The following is a 21,053-nucleotide window of genomic DNA, read 5'->3' as shown; positions in this document are numbered from 1 at the left end:
TCTTGAATAGATTTATGCATAAAAAAGCCAGTGACGATGAACTGGCTTTTTGATTATAGAAAATATTCTATAAATTAATGATTTTCTGAAGCATGGTTGATGGTGTATTTAGGAATTTCAATTTCCAAATCTTCATCTTCAATTTTTACTTGGCATGACAGACGAGAGTCTGGTTCTAACCCCCAAGCACGATCGAGAAGATCTGCTTCGACATCATCCATTTCATCTAGACCATCAAAACCTTTACGTACAACCACATGGCAAGTGGTGCATGCTTTAGACATATCACATGCATGTTCAATTTTGATGCCGTTTTTTAACATGCTTTCGCAAAGGTTAGCATTTGATTCGACTTCAAACTCAGCGCCGTTTGGGCAGATTGTTGCGTGAGGCAGTACTTTAATACGTGGCATAATCTTGACCTATAAATTAATTTGAGTTTGACCAGTCATCGAGTTTTGTGCCTTTCAATGCGGCATCAATGTGCTGATTCATACGAGCTGCAGCAAATGCATCGCTATGTATTTTAAGCTGTTCTACAGCATGTTCAATAGCTTTGATATCAGTCGTTTCAAGTGCAGCATTTAAAACACTGCGTGCAGAAGTGAGGGAACTGAGTTGCTCTTGGTTGAGGAGTTGAGCATCTACTTTAAGTGCTTGATCAAGTGCTTCAAGTTCACGTTTTGCTTCAACCTTGGTTTCTTGAAGATGACGTAAGTTTTTATCTTCTTCAGCAAACTTATAACCATCAATCAGTAAGCGTTCAGTGTCGGCATCAGATAAACCATAAGAAGGTTTGATGTCAATTTGAGCATGTACACCAGAAGTGGTTTCTTTGGCAGACACCGTCAGTAAACCATCTGCATCAACTTGGAATGTCACTTCGATACGCGCTTGACCTGCAGTCATCGGTGGAATACCACGAAGCACGAAACGACCTAGACTACGGCAATGTTCAACCAGATCACGTTCACCTTGTACAACATGAATTAACATCGCTGTTTGACCATCTTGATAGGTTGTGAATTCTTGGCGACGTGCCACTGGAATGGCTGTATTACGCGAAATAAGGCGCTCAACCAAACCGCCCATGGTTTCTAAACCTAAAGAAAGTGGTGTGACATCTAAAAGCAGTGAACCATCTTTAGAGTTACCAATAAGTTGGTTCGCTGTAATCGACGCGCCAATGGCCACAACTTCATCAGGGTTAATAGTACAGAGCGGTTCTTGATTGAAGACATCTTGAACAGCTTTTTGTACAGCATACGAGCGGGTAGAACCACCGACCAATACCACATTTTGAATATCGCTGAGCTCAAGCTTGGCATCACGCATGACACGTTTGCAAACGCTGATGGTTTTATCCAAAGCAACTTTGATGATGGATTCAAAAGTAGGGCGGTCTAAAGTCAATGATTGATCAAGGACTTTAAGCTCTACAGATTCAGCCTCGGTTAGAGCTTCTTTTGCTTTACGAGCAGAAACGATGAAATGGGCATATTCAGCATCATCTAAAGTTTCAATATTCAGTTGTTTTTTTGCCCATTTTACAATCAGACGGTCTAAGTCATCACCACCAAGCGCCGTGTGGCCACCCGTTGCTAGAACTTCAAAAACACCTTGAGAGAAACGTAAAATTGAAACGTCAAAAGTACCACCACCCAGATCGTAGATCACATAGTTTTGATCATGTGCAAGATTGGTGTCTTGGTCTAAGCCATAAGCCACTGCCGCAGCAGTCGGTTCATTTAAAAGACGGAGTACATTTAAGCCTGCAAGCTGTGCTGCATCACGCGTTGCTTGACGCTGTGCTTCATCAAAATAGGCAGGCACAGTAATGACAGCACCATTTACTGGATTGTTTAAGCTGCTTTCTGCACGGTCTTTAAGTTGTTTTAAAATTTCAGCAGAAATTTCAACGGGTGTTTTGCGACCTTGTGCAGTTTCAAAAGCAGGCATTTCATTCGCTTCACCGACTAAGTTGTACGGGTGTTGGAATTTAATATCTGCCTTAGAGCGACCCATAAAGCGTTTTACAGAAACGATGGTGTTTTTAGGATCAGTCGTTAAGAATGCCTTTGCGTCGTCACCATATTGCGTAGTGGATTCGTCATAGTGTGCAATAGAAGGGAGTAACACACGACCATGTTCATCGTTAAGCACTTTCGCTTTACCAGAAAGTACCGTGGCTACTAAAGAGTGTGTAGTCCCAAGATCGATACCAATTGCGATGCGGTGTTCATGCGGCGCACTTGATTGACCAGGTTCTGCAATTTGCAAGAGAGCCATGTGTGTTACATCCTTTGAACGTCAAATATAAAAAATAAATTAAAAATCATCGTCTAAATCAAAGCTATCGTCGTCTAAGAAGCGATCTTCAGCTTTATCGATGTCAGCCATTACTTTTTGGAAGAAGCGTAATTTACGTACGGTATCACGTGCTTCAGCCCAGTCTTCGTCGTCATAATCAATCTTGAATTCACGAACCAAACCGTCAATCCATTGCTGAACTTCAGTTTTAAGTGAAGTGAGGTCATCAGCAGAGCATGCCTCATCTAACTGTTCACGAATTTCTAAGGCATCTTGTAGGAACTCAAAATCACTAATCGATTGATCAAGGTGATAATCTTGTTTTTTAAGACTTAAAAGATATGCAGCGCGGCTATCAACATTGGATAAAGCTTTAAATGCTTGATTAATCTCACTGGATTTAATCAGGGCTAGATCTTTGTCTTCAGCTTTATCTGGATGATATTGTTGCTGCAACTTTAAAAATTCAGATTTTAAAACTGCTAAATCAATATCGAGTGCTACAGGTAAGTTAAACAACTCAAAATGATTCATGGGAGATGGTGTCCGCAATAGAGGTGCAAAAAGTGTTGCTTTAAATGCAATTAAAACAGTGAATTTTACACTGTTTTAATGCGAAAAAGGAGTGTGGAAAAGGCTTAAACCGTAAACGATTCGCCGCAGCCACATTCGCCTTTTTTATTTGGGTTATTAAATTCAAAACCTTCGTTTAATCCATTTTTCACATAGTCCATCTCCATACCTTCGAGATAAACTAAGCTTTTTGGGTCAACGAATACTTTTACGCCAAACTGATCGAATACTTGGTCATGCGTGTCAATATCATCGACAAACTCAAGTACATAAGCTAAACCAGAACAGCCAGAAGTTTTCACGCCAACGCGAATGCCTTCACCCTTACCGCGATTCTTGATGTAATTGCTGATATGAGTTGCAGCATTTTCAGTTAAATGAATCATGAAAACTCCGTTAATCTTTTTTAAAACACGTAAACAATTAAGCTTTTACTTTCTTGCTACGGTAGTCTTCTACAGCAGCTTTGATTGCATCTTCAGCAAGTACAGAGCAGTGTACTTTTACTGGTGGAAGTGCAAGTTCAGTTGCAATATCAATGTTCTTAATTGCTTGAGCTTCATCAAGAGTTTTGCCTTTTAGCCACTCTGTTACTAATGAGCTAGATGCAATTGCTGAACCACAACCGTAAGTTTTGAAGCGAGCTTCTTCAATTACGCCATTGTCATCAACTTGAATCTGTAGACGCATAACATCGCCACAAGCTGGTGCACCGACCATACCTGTACCAACGTTTTCTGCATTTTTGTCTAAAACACCAACATTACGAGGGTTTTCGTAATGATCAATTACTTTTTCGCTATAAGCCATGACGCTTCTCCAAACCTCGGGGTCAGCCTTAAGATTAATATGGGGGTGAAATTACGTTAATCAATGAGATAGCCTTAAAATAAAAGCTATCTCACCGGGATGAATTAGTGTTCAGCCCATTCTACAGAATTAAGGTCGATACCTTCTTTGTACATATCCCAAAGCGGTGAAAGATCACGTAGTTTTTCAACTGCTGCTTTGGTAATTTCAAGTACATGGTCAATATCGGCTTCAGTGGTGTATTTACCAAAGCTGAAACGAATCGAGCTGTGAGCCAGTTCGTCTGAAAGACCCAATGCACGAAGTACATAAGATGGTTCTAAAGTTGCTGATGTACATGCAGAACCAGAAGATACTGCGCAATCTTTAAGTGCCATCATTAACGATTCACCTTCAACAAAGTTAAAGCTGACGTTTAGATAGTTTGCAACGTTGTATTCTGGGTGACCGTTCAGGAAGACTTGTTCAAGACCTTGCAAGCCATTCCAAAGTTTGTCACGAAGTACACGAATACGAGTTTGTTCGGCATGTAGGTTTTTGCCTGCAAGTTCGAACGCTTCGCCCATACCCACGATTTGGTGAGTCGCTAGCGTACCTGAACGCATACCACGTTCATGACCGCCACCGTGCATTTGCGCTTTAATACGTACACGTGGTTGACGACGTACATAAAGAGCACCAATACCTTTAGGACCATAGATTTTGTGGCCAGAGAAACTCATCAAATCAACTTTCATAGTTGAAAGATCAATTTCTACTTTACCAGCAGCTTGCGCAGCATCTACGTGGAAATAAGTTTTGTTTGCACGAGTCAATTCACCGATTGCAGCTACATCTGTAGTTGTACCGATTTCATTGTTCACCATCATCAAAGATACAAGAATCGTATCTGGACGAAGGGCCGCTTGAACCATTTCAGGTGTAATTAAACCTGTTTTTGCTTCTGGCTCAAGATAAGTAATTTCGAAGCCTTCTTCTTCAAGCTCGCGGCAAGTATCAAGAATTGCTTTATGTTCAATTTTACTTGTAATAATGTGCTTGCCTTTAGATGCATAGAACTGAGCAATACCTTTAAGCGCAAGGTTGTCAGACTCAGTTGCACCAGACGTCCAAACGATTTCGCGTGGATCAGCTTTTACTAGATTAGCAACTTGTTCACGTGCATATTCTACTTTTTCTTCTGCCTGCCAGCCGTAAGCATGAGAACGAGAAGCTGCATTACCAAAAGTACCGTCAAACGTTAGACATTCCATCATACGTTCTGCGACTTGAGGGTCTACAGGTGTAGTTGCTGCATAGTCAAGATAAATAGGACGCTTCATGTCAAATACCTGTAACCGATAAAAGGGCTGAATCAAAGTTTGCTGAATTTTGACGAATAGATACGGTTTGAACGTTATCGCGTGCTACAAGGTCAGCAAGGGTGATTTTTGCAAGATAATCGGCAATGTGGTGGGAGAGTTCCTGCCATAAATCGTGAGTCAAGCACATTGCACCATTTTGGCAGTTGCCTTTGTGGTCACAACGGGTTGCATCAACTGTTTCATTTACAGCTTCAATAATTTCCAAAACAGTGATGTCTTCAGCACTACGAGCTAGGTGATAACCACCGTTTGCTCCACGGATGCTGGAAACTAAGCCGTGACGCTTTAATTTTGCAAATAACTGCTCAAGATAGGCCACTGAAATGGTTTGACGAGCTGCAATTTCTGCAAGAGTGATCGTTTGTTCAGTTGGCTGCAAAGCTAAATCAAGTAGAGCAGTCACTGCGTAGCGACCGCGAGTTGTTAAGCGCATGATTCGATACACATGTTAAGTCTAGATGTGCAGATTTTATGAATCCTGACTAAAATAGTCAAGTTTTTTTGAGATTGTTTATTTGTTTTATTTTGTCTGAAAAATTATGTATTTATTTGAACCACACATTATACACTAATAACGTTATTAAAAGAACAGATATTAGACTAAAAGCGATATTAATCCGCTTTTGACGACGTTCGATACGCTTAATACGGTTTTTATATTGTTTAACTTCAACTTGCAGTGTGTTGATTTTAGAGCGTTGCTGTTCGATTTTTTCTAAAAGTGGGGCAATACGTTTTTTTGACGCAACGATATCGTTTTCTTCGACAGGTTCAGACAGCCAGTGTTTCCAGTCAGATAAAATTTTGGGCACACTAAATAATGAAACCAGATCACGAAATTCATCTTTTAGAACCACATCACCATCGATACGCATGGTTTTGATGCTTTTACGATTACCAAATACAAAAATTTTTACCAAATCTATTAGTGTCGTGCGGACATCAAGGTCGATGGCTTTATCTGGAGATTTCGTGTCGAACAGAATACCGTGCTCAGTAAACTGAACATAAAAATCAAAATAAGGGATGTAGCTATTTATTTTCAGTGCGACTTTTTGATCAACAAATTTTTTAGCTTGTAATGCTACAACACGGTCATGTTTTAAAATGAAAGTAAAAATCGTTTCTAAAACAATCAGGGTCATAGTAAGCAACAAATGTGGTTGAGCTTGTGTTTGTTGCGTATCACTCATAAAAAAAATGTCCTTGTTAAAATCTGAAAGCACTGGAAACTGAGCATCCTGCTCTAGAGGAACTTAGAATATACCAAAAAGTTGGTAATTCACCAGCTTTGTAGAACAGTTTAATCAATCTATCAAGTCATATGTTTGCTATTATGTTGTTAAAATGAAGAATCACATGTTGCTGTGCACATAAAATAATCAGGAGAAGTGCGGATTATGGAAAATACAGAAAGCATAATTGATGATGCACAAGAAAAAGCAGAAAAGCCGGCTAAAACTCGCGTACGTAGTCATTCTGATCGTCGCTCTAAAATGGATTTTCGCAAATATACCAAACAGATTTGGTTGGCTGGATTAGGTGCTTTTTCACGTGCTGAGGGTGAAGGAAATAAGCTTTTTGACTCTTTAGTCAAAGTTGGAGAGGAGCTTGAGTCCAAAACGATTGATATTGCAGATCAAACTGTCGAAAAAGTTTCAGAAAAAGCCAAAGAATCTGTAACCGATACGAAAGATAAAGTAGAAAAAATTTTAGATAATGGTGTTAATCATTCTTTAAACCGTTTAGGATTGGTGACTGTAAAGGATTTACAGCACTTAGAAAGGCTTATACTTCAATTACATACTAAAGTTGACCAATTGGCCGAAGAAAATGCCCAACTGAGGGCCGAAATACTAAAAAAACACTAACTTTTTTACTATTATCGAATTTTCAAGGTTTTTTTCGTCAAAAAATTCTATAAAAAGAGGTTGATGAGTATTGCGTTTAACCCTAAAGCATTGCTATAAAGGCGTTATGGCGTTTTATACAAATTCTTGAACCTTAAATAAACGATATTAAGAGGACGTAATTTTCATGAATAAATCAGAATTAATTGATGCAATTGCCGAAAATGGGGGATTATCTAAGGCCGATGCCGGTAAAGCTTTAGATGCTACAATTGCTGCAGTTACCAATGCATTAAAAGCTGGTGATACAGTTACTTTAGTTGGTTTCGGTACTTTCAGCGTTAAAGAACGCGCTGCACGTACTGGTCGTAACCCACAAACTGGTGCGACTTTAGAAATCAAAGCAAGCAAAGTTCCTAGCTTCAAAGCTGGTAAAGGCTTGAAAGATTCTGTAGCTTAATCTTATTAAGCACATGAGACGCGCCATTATTTGGCGCGTTTTTTATTGGTAAATGTGATTAATTGATATATCGCATTCATTCATCTCGGGTTTTCGGTTAAAATTCACCGCAAATAAAATATTGGAATACTTATGGAATCGTTTCGTAAAGTCATTAAGGGTTGGCTGGGCAAGGTCTTGCTCGTTTTGTTTTTGACCCCTTTAGCACTTGTAGGTATTGAAGGATATTTTAGTGGTGGATCTAAAGATGCAGCAAAGACTGTAAACGGTACTGAAATTTCTCAAAAAGAACTCGAAGCACTGACGAACTCATTAAAAGAACAATATCTGGCATATGCTCAGGGTGATGAAACATTATTGAATCAAAATTTCATTAGCAATAAAGCGATGGATACTTTGGTTTCACGCCAATTGTTATTGCAACAAGCTGATAAATTAGGCATTAGCTTGAGTGATGCACAAATTGTGCAAATGATTCATCAGCAGCCAAGCTTCCAAGTCAATGGTCAATTTTCAGATGAAGCGTTTGGGAGATACCTCGAATCGATTGGTATGACAAACCGCACATTCATTGATAATTTACGTAAAGACCATGCTTTAAAAATGTTGTCTACAACATTTATGGAATATGCATTGGTGAGTAAGCTTGATATCTTGCAAATTGCGAACTTACAAACGGAACAACGTAGTATTCAGTTGACAAGCATTAATCTTGAAAATTACAAGAAAAATGTAAAAGTATCTGATGCAGAAATTGCGGCTTATTATGAGCAGCATAAAAACAAATTTAAGCAAGCAACTAGTGTTGATGCAGATTTTGTCGTATTAACACCTGCCAATATTACTGCACCTGTAGAAGCTGCAACTGATGCTGAACTGAAAGAAGCGTATAACAGCTTTGTTGAGAATGCACAGAAGTCAGTTAAACCTATCGTTAAGCACATCATGATCACTGCGGACAATCGTTCAGATGCCGAAGCTAAAAAACTGGCTGAAAGTGTTCAAGCTAAAATAAAAGCGGGTTTAAGCTTTAACCAAGCTGCTGCGCAATTCTCTGAAGATCCTGAATCTAAAGCGAAAGGTGGTGAACTGGTTGCTTATGAAAAAGGTGTGTTTGGTGATGCGTTTGATGCTGCAGTTGAAGGTGCTCAAGCTGGTCAAGTGACTGCTCCAGTGAAAACAGACAGTGGTTATCACTTGATCGAAAAAGTGGCACCAGCTGTAAAAGTGGTTTCATTTGAACAAGAAAAAGCACGTCTACAAGCTGAAGTTGCTGCTTCGAAAAAAGCCAATGTTTTTTCTGACACTGTAAACAGCCTCAATGACATGGTTGTAAGCAGTGATGCTCTTGATGTCGTGGGCCAAGAAGTGAAAGGCGTAAAAGTACAGTCATTGAATGGCTTAACATTAGCATCGCAACATCCAGTTTTAAGTGATGCAAACGTCAAAGTTAAATTGTTTAACGATGATGTTAAAAATGGTGAACGTAATGTTTCATCGAGCATTCAGTTGAAAAACGGTGATGTGGTTTGGGTGAAAGTGCGTAACTATCATGCTGCGGGTGTTCAAACCTTAGCTGAAGCGAAAGCGCATGTGAAAACTCAGCTGATTGAAAAGAAAGCGTCTGATGCTGCAAAAGCACAGATTCAAGCGACTTTAAAAGAGTTTGCTGCAAAACCTGCTGCTTCAGTTGCGAAAGGCAGTTTAAACTTTGAAAATGCGGGTACATTCACCCGTGCTGATGGTTTATTGAAACGCGAAATTCAACGTGCTGCATTTAGCGTAAAAGCGCCGAAAGCAGGTCATTGGTCTGTTACTACGACTAATCTACCAAATGAATTGGTTGTGGTTGCTGTGACTACAGTGAACAAACAATCTGATGCGGCATTAACGGGTGAGCAGTTAGATGAGTTAACAAAACTTTATCAACAGCTTCGTGGTCAACAAGAATTTGATGACTACACACGTTATCTAAAAGATCATGCCAAAATTAAATAATTAAGGCAGCTTTAAAAAAAACCAGCTTTCGAGCTGGTTTTTTTATGTTTAAGTTTAATGCATCACACTTTAAGAAAAACTTTTAAAAACAAAGATTAAATAAAATTGACTATTTAAATAATTCTCTTAAATTGAGTTTGGGAAGGCATTTTCCCAAATAAATATAATGATGTGATTTGAGGGTGTTATGCAAAAGATGAGAGATTTAAACGGTATTTTAAAAAACATTTTGGGACAAGTTGAAATAAAGCAGTTGCTGATTCAGGGGAAAACACAGCATCAGCATATTCCCTCAACACCAGAAGTGACTGGACTAGATGATCTTATAACTGGCACGGCAGAGCCAAAAACATGGGTGATCATTTCAGTCGGTGAAACTGTTACACGCGTCAAAGTGGATAAACAAGGACATCGGCAGATTGATAATCCACTGAAGGATGGTGGAGTTGCCACAATTTATGCGGTAAATCATCATGGCTTACGCTCAGAGGCAATAATGATTGCTCCAATTGCAGAGCCAAGTGTGCTACCCAAGATGCCGGAAATAATTGAAAAAGGCGAATATTTGGTTGGTAAAGCTGATGCAGGAAATACGGTGGTTGTGACCTATGGTGAGCAAGAGTTTATAACAGTTGCTGATGTAAATGGCGATTGGTCGATGCTCAATCCTTTAACGACCACAGGTGCAATAAGTGTTGTGGCAATTGATCAGGATGGTCATCGTTCTGAGGCGTTGCATACAGCGCAAATCATTTTACCGCAAGCTGTTACGATTTTAGAGTCTGGCGCGGTGATATCAGGTACTGCCGCACCAAATACGACTGTTGTGATTTAGTCGGATCAAGCGGTCTATCGTATTCAGGTCGATGAAAATGGTGATTGGTCAATAGAAAATCCAGTGGCAAATGGTGGCATGTTGATGATTGTTGTGGAAGATCAATTTGGTCAGCAATCTCCTGCGATTGGCTTGGTATTTCCATTTATTCAGACCTCGCCTGAAAATCCAAGCTATCTACTGCCGGCGCCAGAAGTGACGCTAAATACTGAAAAACTCGAAGGCAATGCATTTCAACAGGCTAAAATCATTGTTACAGCCAATGGTCAAGAGTACGTGACGTATGCCAATGAAAGTGGTTTTTGGTCGATGGATAACCCGATTCAAAATGGTGGCTTTGCAACAATCGTGGCGGAGGACAGTCGTGGTGTTCAATCGCCTGAAATCTCAATAGCTAAACTGTTTCTTGCACAACCTGAATCATCTGTTGAACTTACAGAGATTTTATTGGCAAGTGATGAGCAAAGTGAAAACCAAAATGACAGTCAAATTGAGCCGATTCAATCTGTGATCAATCTAGATACGCTTTTACAGGATGCGAATGAAGTCCCAATTGTATTGCACACCGATGAACAGGATTTGATCGCATTGGGCAGCGACGTTTCAAATCCGCCCGCTATACTTCCTGCGCTTGAATATCCAAGCTTACTCATTGAAGCTCCACTGACACCGTCTGATTGGCTTGCTTAGAAATATGAACCAGCTTCCGAGCTGGTTTTTTTTGGTTTAAATTGACAGATATAATTTTTATTTAAAAGATTTGGCAAATGAAATATTGACTCTAGCATCGTAGATTGGTGTTCTCAAAAAATAATATGAAAAAAATAACTCATCACGACAAAGGATTAAGTGGATGATATCTCTGTATATGCCTCAATGTAAACGTTTAAAGAACCCGTTATTGCGGTGGATAGATCATTATTTTAAACACATGATACAGATGCTACTAACGATTTGCGTTGCCAGTAGTATTCAAGCTGCAGAACTAAACTTTCAAAAAGTTTTAGAGCAGGAAAGAGCTTGGGCGGGCTTGAGTAGTAATAAAGTCAAAAATAATGAAATCGAATGGATATACAGTGAAGGAGGAGATCCACGAAAACCGACGCTACTGTTGCTGCATGGTTTGTCAGGCACGCGTGATAATTGGAACCGAGTTGCCCGTTATTTAACGCCCAATTATCATGTCATTATTCCAGATCTGCCAGCACATGGAGAAACTATTGTCGCAGATCAATTTGATCTATCAATTCCTAATTTAACTGAAAAATTACGACGATTTATAGATGCTGCAAAGTTAGATCCAAATTTACATATCGCAGGGCATTCGATGGGTGGTGCAATTGCCATGCTCTATAGCGCTCAGTATCCCTTAGAAGTGAAATCTTTATTGTTGGTGGATTCGGCTGGTGTCTTTAAGTCGAGCAATACAGTATATTTAAAAGATACGGCAAAGCTTGCAGAGCTAGTGGTCAGAAAAACTGGTGATTTTGATCGCGTGATGAAGATCGTGATGCAATCTCCGCCTTTTATTCCACAAGAATTAAAAATTGGGCAAGAAAAGTTGATGATCGTTCAGTCTAAACAAACCAATAAAATGGTGGAGCAACTGCAAAAAATGGCCACCTTGTATACGCCAGAGTCCTTTGCTTTGGCTGCACGAGGCATTGATGCACCTGTGTTTATTATCTGGGGGAAGCAAGATCAGATTATCAATGTTGAAGTAGCAGAAGAACTGAGACGCTTATTTAAAAAAGCCGAAAAGCCTCTGATTTTAGACCATGTTGGTCATATGCCAATCTTAGAAGCGGAGCAGTTAATGGCGTTGCCATATTTAAAGTTTCTTTCAACTGTTCAATGAATCAGATTGGTAGAGTAGGTGTAAAAAAGCGAGAAATATCTCGCTTTTTTAAACTTAATTAGATACTTTGAGTCGATTTAAGTACGTACTTTAATTTCATAGCCAGTGTATTTTCGAATATTAATCACACCGGTATCCAAAATCAAATACTGACCTTTAATCCCTTGTAATTTTCCTCGAATAATCGGTGTTTTGTCCAAATTATGCGATTTGATTTTTTCAGGATATTCATCTACCGGGTAGATAAATTGGCGTGGCAACTCATCTTCTAGCAGTTCAACGGTTTCATTAAACTCTAAATTTTGGCTAAATTCTTCACGAATGGTCTGAATTTTTGGTGCGAATTCTTCTACCAATTGGTCGCGAATTTCGATCAGGTTGATCGGTTCTGCTTCACCTTTGAGCAATTTACGCCAATCGGTTTTATCGGCCACTTGCGTACCAAACATGACTTCAAGCTGACCAGATAAACGACGTGAACCAACTTTCATAATAGGCAAAGCTTGCGTCGCACCTTGGTCTAGCCAACGTGTAGGCATTTGACCCAAGCGGGTAATCCCCACTTTTAAGGCACTCGAATTGGCTAAATAGACAATATGCGGTTGAAAGCAAACTTCATGGGCAAAATCATCTTCACGGCAAGTCCCGAGATGATAATGACAGGTTTCAGGCTTCATAATGCACATATCACAAGATGCCTTAGTCTTCATGCATTTGAAGCAATGACCTTGTGAATACGATTTAGGCGTTTTTGCGCCGCAAGAAATGCAGTAGATATTTCCAGTGGCTTCAATTTCAATTTCTTGGCCAAGGCTAAACGGTAGATCAACTTCTGAGCGATCTAGAATAAATTTATACTCAACATTTGCCTTGTGTGTATGTTGATCAGTTACACTAAGGTCTTTAAGACCTGCATGCATTTTATGGCAAATGCCTTGTAGTTCCATACGAATACTCACTTCATTATTAAGGATGCGGTCAATGGCTGAACAAAATGTCATCACTTCTATGCTAGACGATTTGTCAAAAGAGCAGCCCATTTCAACCGCAATCTGTATTGGTCAGGATCTTGAGCAATACAATCAATTTCATCCAATTCAATGGCAACATTTTAACGTAACTGAGTTTTTAAATCTGCCTTTTACCCAGCGTTTTGACCTTGGATTTGTGATTCTTGATACTGAAATGATGTTGAGTTTGGATCAGCAGCAGAAAACTCAGATGTTGGTAAAATTGCGAGACCTATTTGCCAAACGCATCGTGGTGGTGAGTAAATTACACGATGAACAATTATTACGTGCTTTAGGCTTTACTCAGCTCATTGATAAAACCACACATGAAGGTGATTTTGCTTTATGGCAGTTTAATATTTTGACTTATAAACACATTCCAGATTGGTTTAACTCTAAATTTTGGGCAAATCCTGAAAACTGGGATAAATTCCGTTGGTAACAAATACTTAGCCTGCGAGAAATTGCAAAAATTAACAAACATTTATGATAAAACTGTCTTTTCCCACGTATGCTGTAATTAAGTTTATCTAGGTTTCACTGGGAAAAATAAAATGACAAATTTAAATAATATTGTTGAGATTTTAGCAAAGCAGGCCCTTGGTGGTGCAAACAATCAAAATCAACAAGGTGGCTTGGGCGGTATTTTAGGTTCGGTGTTGGGGCAACTGGGTGCAAATGCAGGCGCTCAAAATACACAAACCAATGCTCAAAACCAAGCGGGTGGTTTGGGTGGAATTCTAGGCTCTGTGTTGGGCCAACTGGGCGGTGCAGCGCAGTCGCAGCAACGTAGTAGTGGTGGCAATGCTTCAACCATTTTAGTTGCAGTGTTACCTCTGGTGCTGGCTTGGATTCAAAAACAAGGTGGCCTACAAGGTGCTTTGGATAAATTACGTGGACAGGGCTTGAGCAGTCAGGTTGATGATTGGGTATCTACAGGCCCTGGCGATAATGCCGCTGTGAATAATCAACAAGTACAAAATTTATTTGATGATGCCGAAGTGGAGCAAGTTGCACAAGAAACTCAAACTCAGAAACAAGATGTGTACAGTGCAATTTCAACAGTATTGCCGCAAATTATTGACTCATTGACGCCACAAGCTGGACAAACCAATCAGCAAGAAGCGAATGCTGATATTCAACAAGTGATGAATTTGGTCTCAGGTTTCCTGAAGCGTTAATCAAAATATCGCTTTAAGTATTTGATTGAATACAAGCCAGTGAACACTAGCTTTTTTTTGATTTGAAAAATGATAACAATATGACGCTAAGATGGATTAAATAAACGGTTCGACACACTGATTTTTTTGCCAATATAGTGTGATTTTTTTTGACGAATCAAAATGATTTTCGACTGAAACTCTAACTCACCAAACTCTGGTTCAACTTGCACATAATGTAGTTGACCAAACTCATCACGCACACGCGCTTGAGCCGAAAAGCCGGGACGGGCATTTCCACTTGAAATGGTTGCAAGGCGGCCAAGCAAGTTAACCGTTTGCTTTTTATATTTGGGCGGTACAACCTGATCCAAACAATGAATCATAAATACCGTAAAGAATATGGCAATAATCAACGCAGGTAAAATAAGATAATAAGCGGGAACGAATTGACCTTCTTTAGCGTGAATACAGAACTGAAGTACATAGCCTGCAAAGCTAAAATTCATCAGTAGAAAGAACAAAATCAGAGTCTTGGAAAATTTGACATTCAATAATGCCAATTCTTGTATGCGCTGTGGGGCAATTCTTTTCAAAACTTGGCTAGGACTAATATTGATGTAATAGCCAATGGTTTCAACCATGCCCAATAACAGTACGGCCAATAAACTTAAATGAAAGGGTATTAAGTTATAGTCTGTTAAAAATGCGGACATGGTTGTATTCCAGTGTTTATTCTTCTGTGAGGTAGATTCCACCGTCAGAATGCACGTTAATGTTCACTTTTTCAAGGGCTTGACCTTGGCATGGGCCAGAAATACATTCCCCAGAGTCGACCATAAACAGTGCGCCGTGTGTTGAGCACTCAATAAACTCTTGGTCACGATCTAGAAACTGATTTTCAAGAAACTCAAGTTCCACGTGCAAGTGTGGGCAGTTATTTTGATAAGCGTAAAACATGCCATCACGTTGGGTGATAAAAATCGTTTCACCTTCAGGCGTTTCGAATGATCGTGCTTCACGTTCAGGCACATCATCCGTCATGCAAATTTTAAACATTAAGCACATTCCTTCTGAAATGATTGTAAAAGCTGAGCATAGTCTTCAACTGCTAGGCGTGGACCAAACTGAGCCACAACTTCACTTGAGATCAAGATGGCAAGTTCAGCAGCCGTTTGATAGTCATGACCTGCATTGAGTGCATATAGGAAAGCACCAGCAAAAGCATCACCAGCACCATTGGTATCTACTGCGGTAACTTTACGACCTGGCACGGTAAATGTTGCGGCTTCATTATGAATTAAGGCACCTTTGGCACTTAATGTAATGACAATGTGTTTGCTTAGTGATTGCAATTTCGTAAGTGCAGCATCTAAATGATCTGTTTCTGTATACATCAGTGCTTCTTGTTCATTACAGAACAATAAGTCCACGCCATCATCGAGTAATTCATCTAGACCTTGACGTGCATATTGCACCATTGCTGGATCAGATAAGGTCAATGCAATTTGTACACCATTGGCTTTGGCGATTTGGCGTGCTTGTTTTACCGCAAGGCGTGCGCTGTCTGATGTTGAAAGATAACCTTCGATATATAACCATTTCGCAGTATTTAAGCTGCCAAAATCAATTTGGCTATCAGTCAATTCCGCAGTAATACCGAGGTAAGTATGCATCGTACGTTCAGAATCAGGGCTGACCAATACCATACATGTGCCAGTTACACCTTCACTGATTGATTGAGTTGCAGTTTGGATGCCAGCGTCGTTTAAACCATTTAGGTAAATTTGACCTAAGTCATCATTGCCGACACGACAACCATAAAATGCAGTTCCGCCTAAAGCACTAAAAGCAACCGTTGTATTTGCTGCAGAACCACCAGAAGCTTGACCTTTATATTCTTGAGTGGCTTTTAGATTGTTATAAAGGGCTGCTTGAGTATCGCCATCTGTCAGTTGCATCGTACCTTTTTGCAGATTGTGTTGAATTAGGAATTCGTCAGAGACTTTAAATTCTTGGTCAATAAGTGCATTACCAATTGCAAAAAGGTCAACAGTTGCCATGTTGTATGTTCACATCAAAAAAATGAAAGTGCTAAGTTTACACGAATGCTCAGGATTGCTGTAGTTTGTTGAAAAAAATTCAATTAAAGGACAAGTGTGTATAAAAATCGGGCAAATCCATTATATTTTTACATTTTTTTTGAATTAGTTGCCGTTTTAATCAGCTTTGCTATTGTGCAAATCGAAAAATTTTACTTTTATAGAGCTATAGGGTGTTCAGACTGAATCAAGATGATTTGGTCATCATAAATAGATAACAGATTAAAAGTGTGAATATATGGAAATTACGATTCGTCCAGCAGAGCAACTTCCTGCTCAAATCGAAAATATTGCTGCTTTGGCGCAGCATGAAGGCTATACATTTATACACCGTTTAATTGAAGAATATCAAAGTGGTAAAAATCGTTTTGACCAAACGGGTGAGCAATTATTGCTTGCTTATGATGGCGATAAATTAATTGCTTGTGGCGGTTTAAATCAGCAATGGGGTGATACTGGTGTAGAAGAACGGATTGGACGAGTTCGCCGTTTCTATGTGCATCCGCAGTACCGTCAGCGTGGCGTGGGTAAGCAGCTATTGGTGGAATTGGAAAAGGGTGCAAAAAAACACTTTTCTGCACTGTGCTTAAATACTGAGCTTAAAAATGCTGCAAAATTCTATCAAAAACAGAATTATGTCTATGTCGAAAGTCATCCAAATTATAATTATTTTAAATATCTAGTTTAGTTTTAAATCCACAAATAGACAGTAAATACTGTAAATGAAGCATCCGATATCGGGTGCTTTTTTTCTTGTGACAATTCTAAAAAAAGAGTGCCTTATTTTAAGCAAAAATTCATTTCAGTTATCGAAGATATAAGCATCAAAATAACTGCATTGAGTGATGCATATGCATATGCAAGTGCATGAACTACAAGACTACGTTAAAAAAGTCCCCCAGATTACCGCGCTGTTTTGGTTGACCAAAATTTTTGCGACCACCTTTGGTGAAACCAGTGGTGATGCATTGTCCATGTCCTTAAATTTGGGCTATCTACTCAGTACCTTTAGTTTCGCAGGCATATTTATCAGTTTGCTGTATTTTCAAATAAAGTCCAAAGCCTATAAACCTTATTTATATTGGGCCACGATTATTGCCAGTACAACGGTAGGTACGACTTTAGCGGATTTTGTAGATCGTTCTTTAGGGATTGGCTACTTGGGTGGTAGTTTTCTGTTACTCAGTTTGGTGCTCATATCGCTTTTCAGCTGGTATCAGGTCGAAGGGGCAATTAATCCGAGTGTAGAGAATTTGCCGCGAACACAGATCTTTTATTGGTTGACGATTACATTTTCTCAAACGCTAGGTACAGCTTTGGGGGACTGGACTTCCGATAGTACAGGATTAGGCTATAGCGGTGGCATTTGGCTATTTTGTGGTTTAATTCTATTGATGGCGTTGTTGTACTTTTTTAGTCGGGTCTCAAAGACGATTTTATTTTGGGCTACTTTTGTTTTGACACGTCCATTGGGCGCAGTTGTCGGCGATTTTCTAGACAAGCCAATCAGTTCAGGTGGATTGGATCTAAGTCGCTTTATGGCTTCTTTTGTACTGTTGTTGGCGATTGTGATTTGCGTCTATTGGTCAACACGAAATGATAGGCAATCCATAAAACCAGTCTAAATGTTTTAGTGCGAAAACAAGTGATTTTTAAAATTAAAGTTCAAGTTGATTAAAACAGTTGGAAATGTCGTTTCGGTGAATCTAGTTGTGATTTTTTAAGGTATACTTTGCCTAATTTAAATGAATAGATTAGGAGCACACATGACTGTAGATGTCACTGAAACCATTTCTCAAACTGTACATCCCGCGTTTCAGTTGATTCGTCAACATCATGTTGAAGCTTTAGACATTTTAGTGTCTGAATATAAACACAAAGTGACTGGCGCAGTGCATTATCACTTAGCCACAAACCATGACGAAAACGTATTTTTAGTTGCCTTCCGTACGCAGCCGATGGATTCAAAAGGTGAGGCGCATATTCTTGAGCATACAGCACTTTGTGGCTCAGAAAAGTTCCCTGTACGTGACCCATTCTTTTTAATGATTCGTCGTTCCCTCAATACGTTTATGAATGCGTTTACCGCAGCGGATTGGACGGCTTATCCATTTGCAACGCAAAACAAAAAAGATTTCCAAAACTTGTTAGAAGTTTATATGGATGCTGCTTTTGCTGCGAATTTGAACCCGCTTGATTTTGCGCAAGAAGGGATTCGTATTGAGCTAGAAAATGGCGAAGCTGTATATAAAGGCGTGGTATTTAATGAAATGAAAGGTGCCATGAGTTCACCTTCAGATCAGTTGTATCACCAACTTGCCCATCATTTATTCCCAGAAACGACATATCATTACAACTCAGGCGGTGATCCGAAAGACATTCCTGACTTAAGTTATGAAGAGCTAGTAAGTTTCTACAAATCACATTATCACCCAAGTAATGCGGTGTTCATGACCTTTGGTAATGAGCCTGCTTATAACTTACAAGAACAGTTTGAAACGCTTGCTTTGTCAAAATTTGAAAAAGGTCAAACGCTGTATTCAAAACCTGAGCGCCGCTTAACTGCGCCTGTAACTGTAACTGAAACGTATGCAGTTGATGCTGAAGACCTCAAAGACAAAACCTATCATGTGCTTTCTTGGTTATTGCCAGAAGCAAGTAATATCAAATTACGTTTAGGTATGCGTTTGGTTGAGGGGGTATTGCTTGAAGATTCTGCTTCACCATTACGTCATTACTTAGAAACCTGTGGTTATGCGCAGTCTACTGGTCCATTCATGGGTGTAGATGATTCAAACTATGAAATGACGTTCTACTGTGCAATTCAAGGTTCTAACCCTGAGCATGCAGAACAATTTAAAAATGGCGTGTTTAAAGTATTAGAAGACGTTGCGGCCAAGCCTGTTGATCCGACTTTAGTTGAGGCGATTTTGCATCAAATTGAATTGCATCAGCGTGAAATCAATGGTGATGGTACACCATATGGCCTAAGCTTAATTCTGAATGGTTTAAGCAGTGCGATTCACCATTCAGACCCTGTGGATGTTTGGGATGTGGATACGGCCATTGAACAAGTGAAGGAAGAGTTGAAAGACCCAATGTGGTTATCTAACTTAATCAAAACATACTTGCTAGATAATCAACATCGTGTGCAATTAACTTTGGTTCCAGATGCTGAAAAAAATGCGTTGGAAGCGGCAGCAGAAAAAGCACGTTTAAAAGAAATTGATGCGAACTTAACTGAAGCGCAAAAAGCAGAGATTGTTGCGCAGACTGAAGCACTGAACATTCGTCAAGATACCCCAGATGATTTGAACCTATTGCCTAAAGTAGGTTTAGAAGACGTTCCTGCACAATTACAGATTGTACAAGGTCAATTACGCGAAATTATCAGTAATGGCTTGGATACGCCGTTAAATCTTTACCACGCAGGCACCAATGGTCTTTACTACCAACAAGTTTTGATTCAGATTCCTGATGAAGTGGTGCAATCGCCGTATTTCAATCTCTTATCGATTTTGATGGGTGAAGTTGGTGCAGGTGAATACGACTACTTAGAGCTACAACAGTTGCAAACAGCTGTGAGTGGCGGTTTAGGTATGGGTGCATCGCTGCGTTCAAAAGTGGATGATAAAGGTCAAATTAGTGCTTGGCTAACGTTGACCACTAAATCATTGGTGAATAATCTTGAAGCCATTCGCTTATTGAAATTGGCTTTTGAACAGCTACGTTTTGATGAAAAAAATCGTATCGTAGAGTTATTGCAACAACGTAAAGCACGTTGGCAGTCACGTGTTTCTGGCTCTGGTCATAGCTATGCAATGCAAATTGCAGGTCGTCAACATAGTGCATTGGCGTTACGTGATTATCATAATACAGGCCTAGGCGCGCTGAACTGGTTGTCAGAACTTGTCAGCAAAATTGAGCAAGACGACACGGCTTATAATGCCTTGATTGATGAGCTTAAGTTAATTCATAACCGTTTGCTTAAAGCACCAACACAATTCTTGGTGGTGTGTGAAGAACATCATTCAGACCGATTGGTTGAGGAAGTTCAAACCATTTGGGATAAAGTGGCGATTGATGATAACCCACATGCTTTAACTCAAGTGAATTTTGCAGATAGCAACAATGACGAAGCTTGGCTCATTCAAGCCAATGTTCAGTTCTGCGCTTCAGCATATCCTGCGGTGGAAGTGTCGCATCCTGATGCAGCACCTTTAATGATTTTGGCGGCTTATTTGCGTAATGGCTTCTTGCATAGCGCGATTCGTGAAAAAGGTGGTGCTTATGGTGGTGGTGCAAGCTATGACGGTAATGCATGTTCATTCCGTTTCTATAGCTACCGTGACCCACGTTTAGCTGAAACGTTTAAGGATTTTGACGCAAGTGTGCAGTGGCTACTGAATGCTGAACAACAACCTCATCAGCTAGAAGAAGCGATTTTGGGTCTAATTGCTAGCATGGATAAACCGGGATCACCAGCGGGTGAAGCTATTACAGCTTGCTACGCTTTATTGCATAAACGCACGCCAGCTTTCCGTCAAATGTTACGTGAACGTCTTTTGAATGTGACTTTGGAAGATCTAAAACGTGTTGCTGTGGCGTACTTGGTTGAACAACAACCGACAAAAGCTGTGGTTGCACCGGTGGCTAAGCGAGATGCTTTAGTTGAGCTTGGTTTCGAAATAAAACAAGTGAATTAAAACAAAAAAGGGGTTTT

Annotated in this window: 23 protein-coding genes; 11 read left to right on the top strand and 12 right to left on the bottom strand. The window is 39.7% G+C overall.

The annotated features are described in order from the left end of the window. Nucleotides 1-74: 74 nt before the first annotated feature. The 8 genes from fdx to FTU36_RS07550 form a co-directional block, all read right to left on the bottom strand. Entirely contained in the window at nucleotides 75-413 is a 339-nt protein-coding gene (gene fdx, locus FTU36_RS07585) for an ISC system 2Fe-2S type ferredoxin (protein WP_078193483.1), read from the bottom strand. A gap of 16 nt (nucleotides 414-429) precedes the next feature. Then, nucleotides 430-2,289 carry a Fe-S protein assembly chaperone HscA gene (gene hscA, locus FTU36_RS07580; protein ID WP_180117313.1) on the bottom strand — a complete coding sequence of 620 codons (1,860 nt, stop codon included), beginning with the start codon at nucleotides 2,287-2,289 and terminating at the stop codon, nucleotides 430-432. A gap of 39 nt (nucleotides 2,290-2,328) precedes the next feature. Beyond that, nucleotides 2,329-2,844: a Fe-S protein assembly co-chaperone HscB gene (hscB, locus tag FTU36_RS07575; RefSeq protein ID WP_168378605.1), complete on the bottom strand. Its 516-nt coding sequence runs from the start codon at nucleotides 2,842-2,844 to the stop codon at nucleotides 2,329-2,331. A 104-nt stretch (nucleotides 2,845-2,948) separates the two neighbouring features. After that, complete coding sequence (gene iscA / locus FTU36_RS07570) at nucleotides 2,949-3,269, bottom strand: iron-sulfur cluster assembly protein IscA (protein WP_078188668.1); 321 nt, start codon at nucleotides 3,267-3,269, stop codon at nucleotides 2,949-2,951. A gap of 37 nt (nucleotides 3,270-3,306) precedes the next feature. Next, the gene (gene iscU, locus FTU36_RS07565; protein WP_078188667.1) at nucleotides 3,307-3,693 is read right to left on the bottom strand and encodes a Fe-S cluster assembly scaffold IscU; all 387 of its coding nucleotides are present in this window, start codon (nucleotides 3,691-3,693) and stop codon (nucleotides 3,307-3,309) included. A gap of 104 nt (nucleotides 3,694-3,797) precedes the next feature. Further along, the gene (locus FTU36_RS07560) at nucleotides 3,798-5,015 is read right to left on the bottom strand and encodes an IscS subfamily cysteine desulfurase (RefSeq protein WP_078188666.1); all 1,218 of its coding nucleotides are present in this window, start codon (nucleotides 5,013-5,015) and stop codon (nucleotides 3,798-3,800) included. A gap of 1 nt (nucleotide 5,016) precedes the next feature. Continuing rightward, on the bottom strand, nucleotides 5,017-5,490 hold the full coding sequence (locus FTU36_RS07555; protein ID WP_078188665.1) for an Rrf2 family transcriptional regulator: 474 nt from the start codon (nucleotides 5,488-5,490) through the stop codon (nucleotides 5,017-5,019). A 112-nt stretch (nucleotides 5,491-5,602) separates the two neighbouring features. Then, a complete protein-coding gene (locus FTU36_RS07550; RefSeq protein WP_180004651.1) occupies nucleotides 5,603-6,250 on the bottom strand; it encodes a hypothetical protein in 648 nt (215 codons plus the stop codon). A 207-nt stretch (nucleotides 6,251-6,457) separates the two neighbouring features. Here FTU36_RS07550 and FTU36_RS07545 point away from each other — a divergent pair, with 207 nt between their 5' ends. The 6 genes from FTU36_RS07545 to FTU36_RS07520 all read left to right on the top strand — a co-directional run bounded on the left by FTU36_RS07545 (nucleotide 6,458) and on the right by FTU36_RS07520 (nucleotide 12,058). Further along, nucleotides 6,458-6,928: a phasin family protein gene (locus tag FTU36_RS07545; protein WP_180117311.1), complete on the top strand. Its 471-nt coding sequence runs from the start codon at nucleotides 6,458-6,460 to the stop codon at nucleotides 6,926-6,928. Between the two features lie 166 nt (nucleotides 6,929-7,094). Continuing rightward, nucleotides 7,095-7,367, top strand: coding sequence for an HU family DNA-binding protein (locus tag FTU36_RS07540; protein WP_078188662.1), 273 nt, complete (start codon nucleotides 7,095-7,097; stop codon nucleotides 7,365-7,367). 132 nt (nucleotides 7,368-7,499) lie between these two features. Next, nucleotides 7,500-9,365, top strand: coding sequence for a SurA N-terminal domain-containing protein (locus FTU36_RS07535; RefSeq protein WP_180117309.1), 1,866 nt, complete (start codon nucleotides 7,500-7,502; stop codon nucleotides 9,363-9,365). 187 nt (nucleotides 9,366-9,552) lie between these two features. Further along, entirely contained in the window at nucleotides 9,553-10,200 is a 648-nt protein-coding gene (locus FTU36_RS07530; RefSeq protein WP_180065502.1) for an Ig-like domain-containing protein, read from the top strand. Nucleotides 10,201-10,278: 78 nt separating this feature from the next. Continuing rightward, complete coding sequence (locus FTU36_RS07525) at nucleotides 10,279-10,890, top strand: hypothetical protein (protein ID WP_180022148.1); 612 nt, start codon at nucleotides 10,279-10,281, stop codon at nucleotides 10,888-10,890. A gap of 250 nt (nucleotides 10,891-11,140) precedes the next feature. Then, on the top strand, nucleotides 11,141-12,058 hold the full coding sequence (locus FTU36_RS07520) for an alpha/beta fold hydrolase (protein WP_373683466.1): 918 nt from the start codon (nucleotides 11,141-11,143) through the stop codon (nucleotides 12,056-12,058). A gap of 77 nt (nucleotides 12,059-12,135) precedes the next feature. On the opposite strand, the gene FTU36_RS07515 is transcribed toward FTU36_RS07520, so the two are convergent. Continuing rightward, a complete protein-coding gene (locus FTU36_RS07515) occupies nucleotides 12,136-13,005 on the bottom strand; it encodes a DUF2797 domain-containing protein (RefSeq protein WP_078189198.1) in 870 nt (289 codons plus the stop codon). Between the two features lie 34 nt (nucleotides 13,006-13,039). Here FTU36_RS07515 and FTU36_RS07510 point away from each other — a divergent pair, with 34 nt between their 5' ends. Next, on the top strand, nucleotides 13,040-13,510 hold the full coding sequence (locus FTU36_RS07510) for a DUF6231 family protein (protein ID WP_180117308.1): 471 nt from the start codon (nucleotides 13,040-13,042) through the stop codon (nucleotides 13,508-13,510). Between the two features lie 112 nt (nucleotides 13,511-13,622). Next, a complete protein-coding gene (locus FTU36_RS07505; RefSeq protein ID WP_180065504.1) occupies nucleotides 13,623-14,249 on the top strand; it encodes a YidB family protein in 627 nt (208 codons plus the stop codon). Nucleotides 14,250-14,335: 86 nt separating this feature from the next. Here FTU36_RS07505 and FTU36_RS07500 read toward each other — a convergent pair whose 3' ends face one another. From FTU36_RS07500 to FTU36_RS07490, 3 genes are read right to left on the bottom strand one after another with little or no spacing between them, the layout of a single operon-like run. Further along, complete coding sequence (locus FTU36_RS07500) at nucleotides 14,336-14,944, bottom strand: OB-fold-containig protein (protein WP_168378601.1); 609 nt, start codon at nucleotides 14,942-14,944, stop codon at nucleotides 14,336-14,338. 16 nt (nucleotides 14,945-14,960) lie between these two features. After that, entirely contained in the window at nucleotides 14,961-15,287 is a 327-nt protein-coding gene (locus tag FTU36_RS07495; RefSeq protein WP_180004656.1) for a Rieske (2Fe-2S) protein, read from the bottom strand. Continuing rightward, on the bottom strand, nucleotides 15,287-16,291 hold the full coding sequence (locus tag FTU36_RS07490; RefSeq protein WP_180004657.1) for an adenosine kinase: 1,005 nt from the start codon (nucleotides 16,289-16,291) through the stop codon (nucleotides 15,287-15,289). Before FTU36_RS07490 ends, FTU36_RS07495 begins: the two co-directional genes overlap by 1 nt. Nucleotides 16,292-16,568: 277 nt before the next feature. Here FTU36_RS07490 and FTU36_RS07485 point away from each other — a divergent pair, with 277 nt between their 5' ends. The 3 genes from FTU36_RS07485 to FTU36_RS07475 all read left to right on the top strand — a co-directional run bounded on the left by FTU36_RS07485 (nucleotide 16,569) and on the right by FTU36_RS07475 (nucleotide 21,036). Further along, on the top strand, nucleotides 16,569-17,018 hold the full coding sequence (locus FTU36_RS07485) for a GNAT family N-acetyltransferase (RefSeq protein WP_180117306.1): 450 nt from the start codon (nucleotides 16,569-16,571) through the stop codon (nucleotides 17,016-17,018). A gap of 163 nt (nucleotides 17,019-17,181) precedes the next feature. After that, nucleotides 17,182-17,955: a hypothetical protein gene (locus FTU36_RS07480; protein WP_180117304.1), complete on the top strand. Its 774-nt coding sequence runs from the start codon at nucleotides 17,182-17,184 to the stop codon at nucleotides 17,953-17,955. A gap of 141 nt (nucleotides 17,956-18,096) precedes the next feature. Beyond that, nucleotides 18,097-21,036 (top strand): insulinase family protein, encoded by a 2,940-nt coding sequence (locus FTU36_RS07475; protein WP_180117302.1) that lies wholly within the window; start codon nucleotides 18,097-18,099, stop codon nucleotides 21,034-21,036. Nucleotides 21,037-21,053: the final 17 nt, after the last annotated feature.

Source organism: Acinetobacter sp. YH12096 (genome assembly GCF_013419215.1).
GTDB lineage: Bacteria > Pseudomonadota > Gammaproteobacteria > Pseudomonadales > Moraxellaceae > Acinetobacter > Acinetobacter amyesii.
This window is presented reverse-complemented; position numbering and strand designations above follow the sequence as displayed.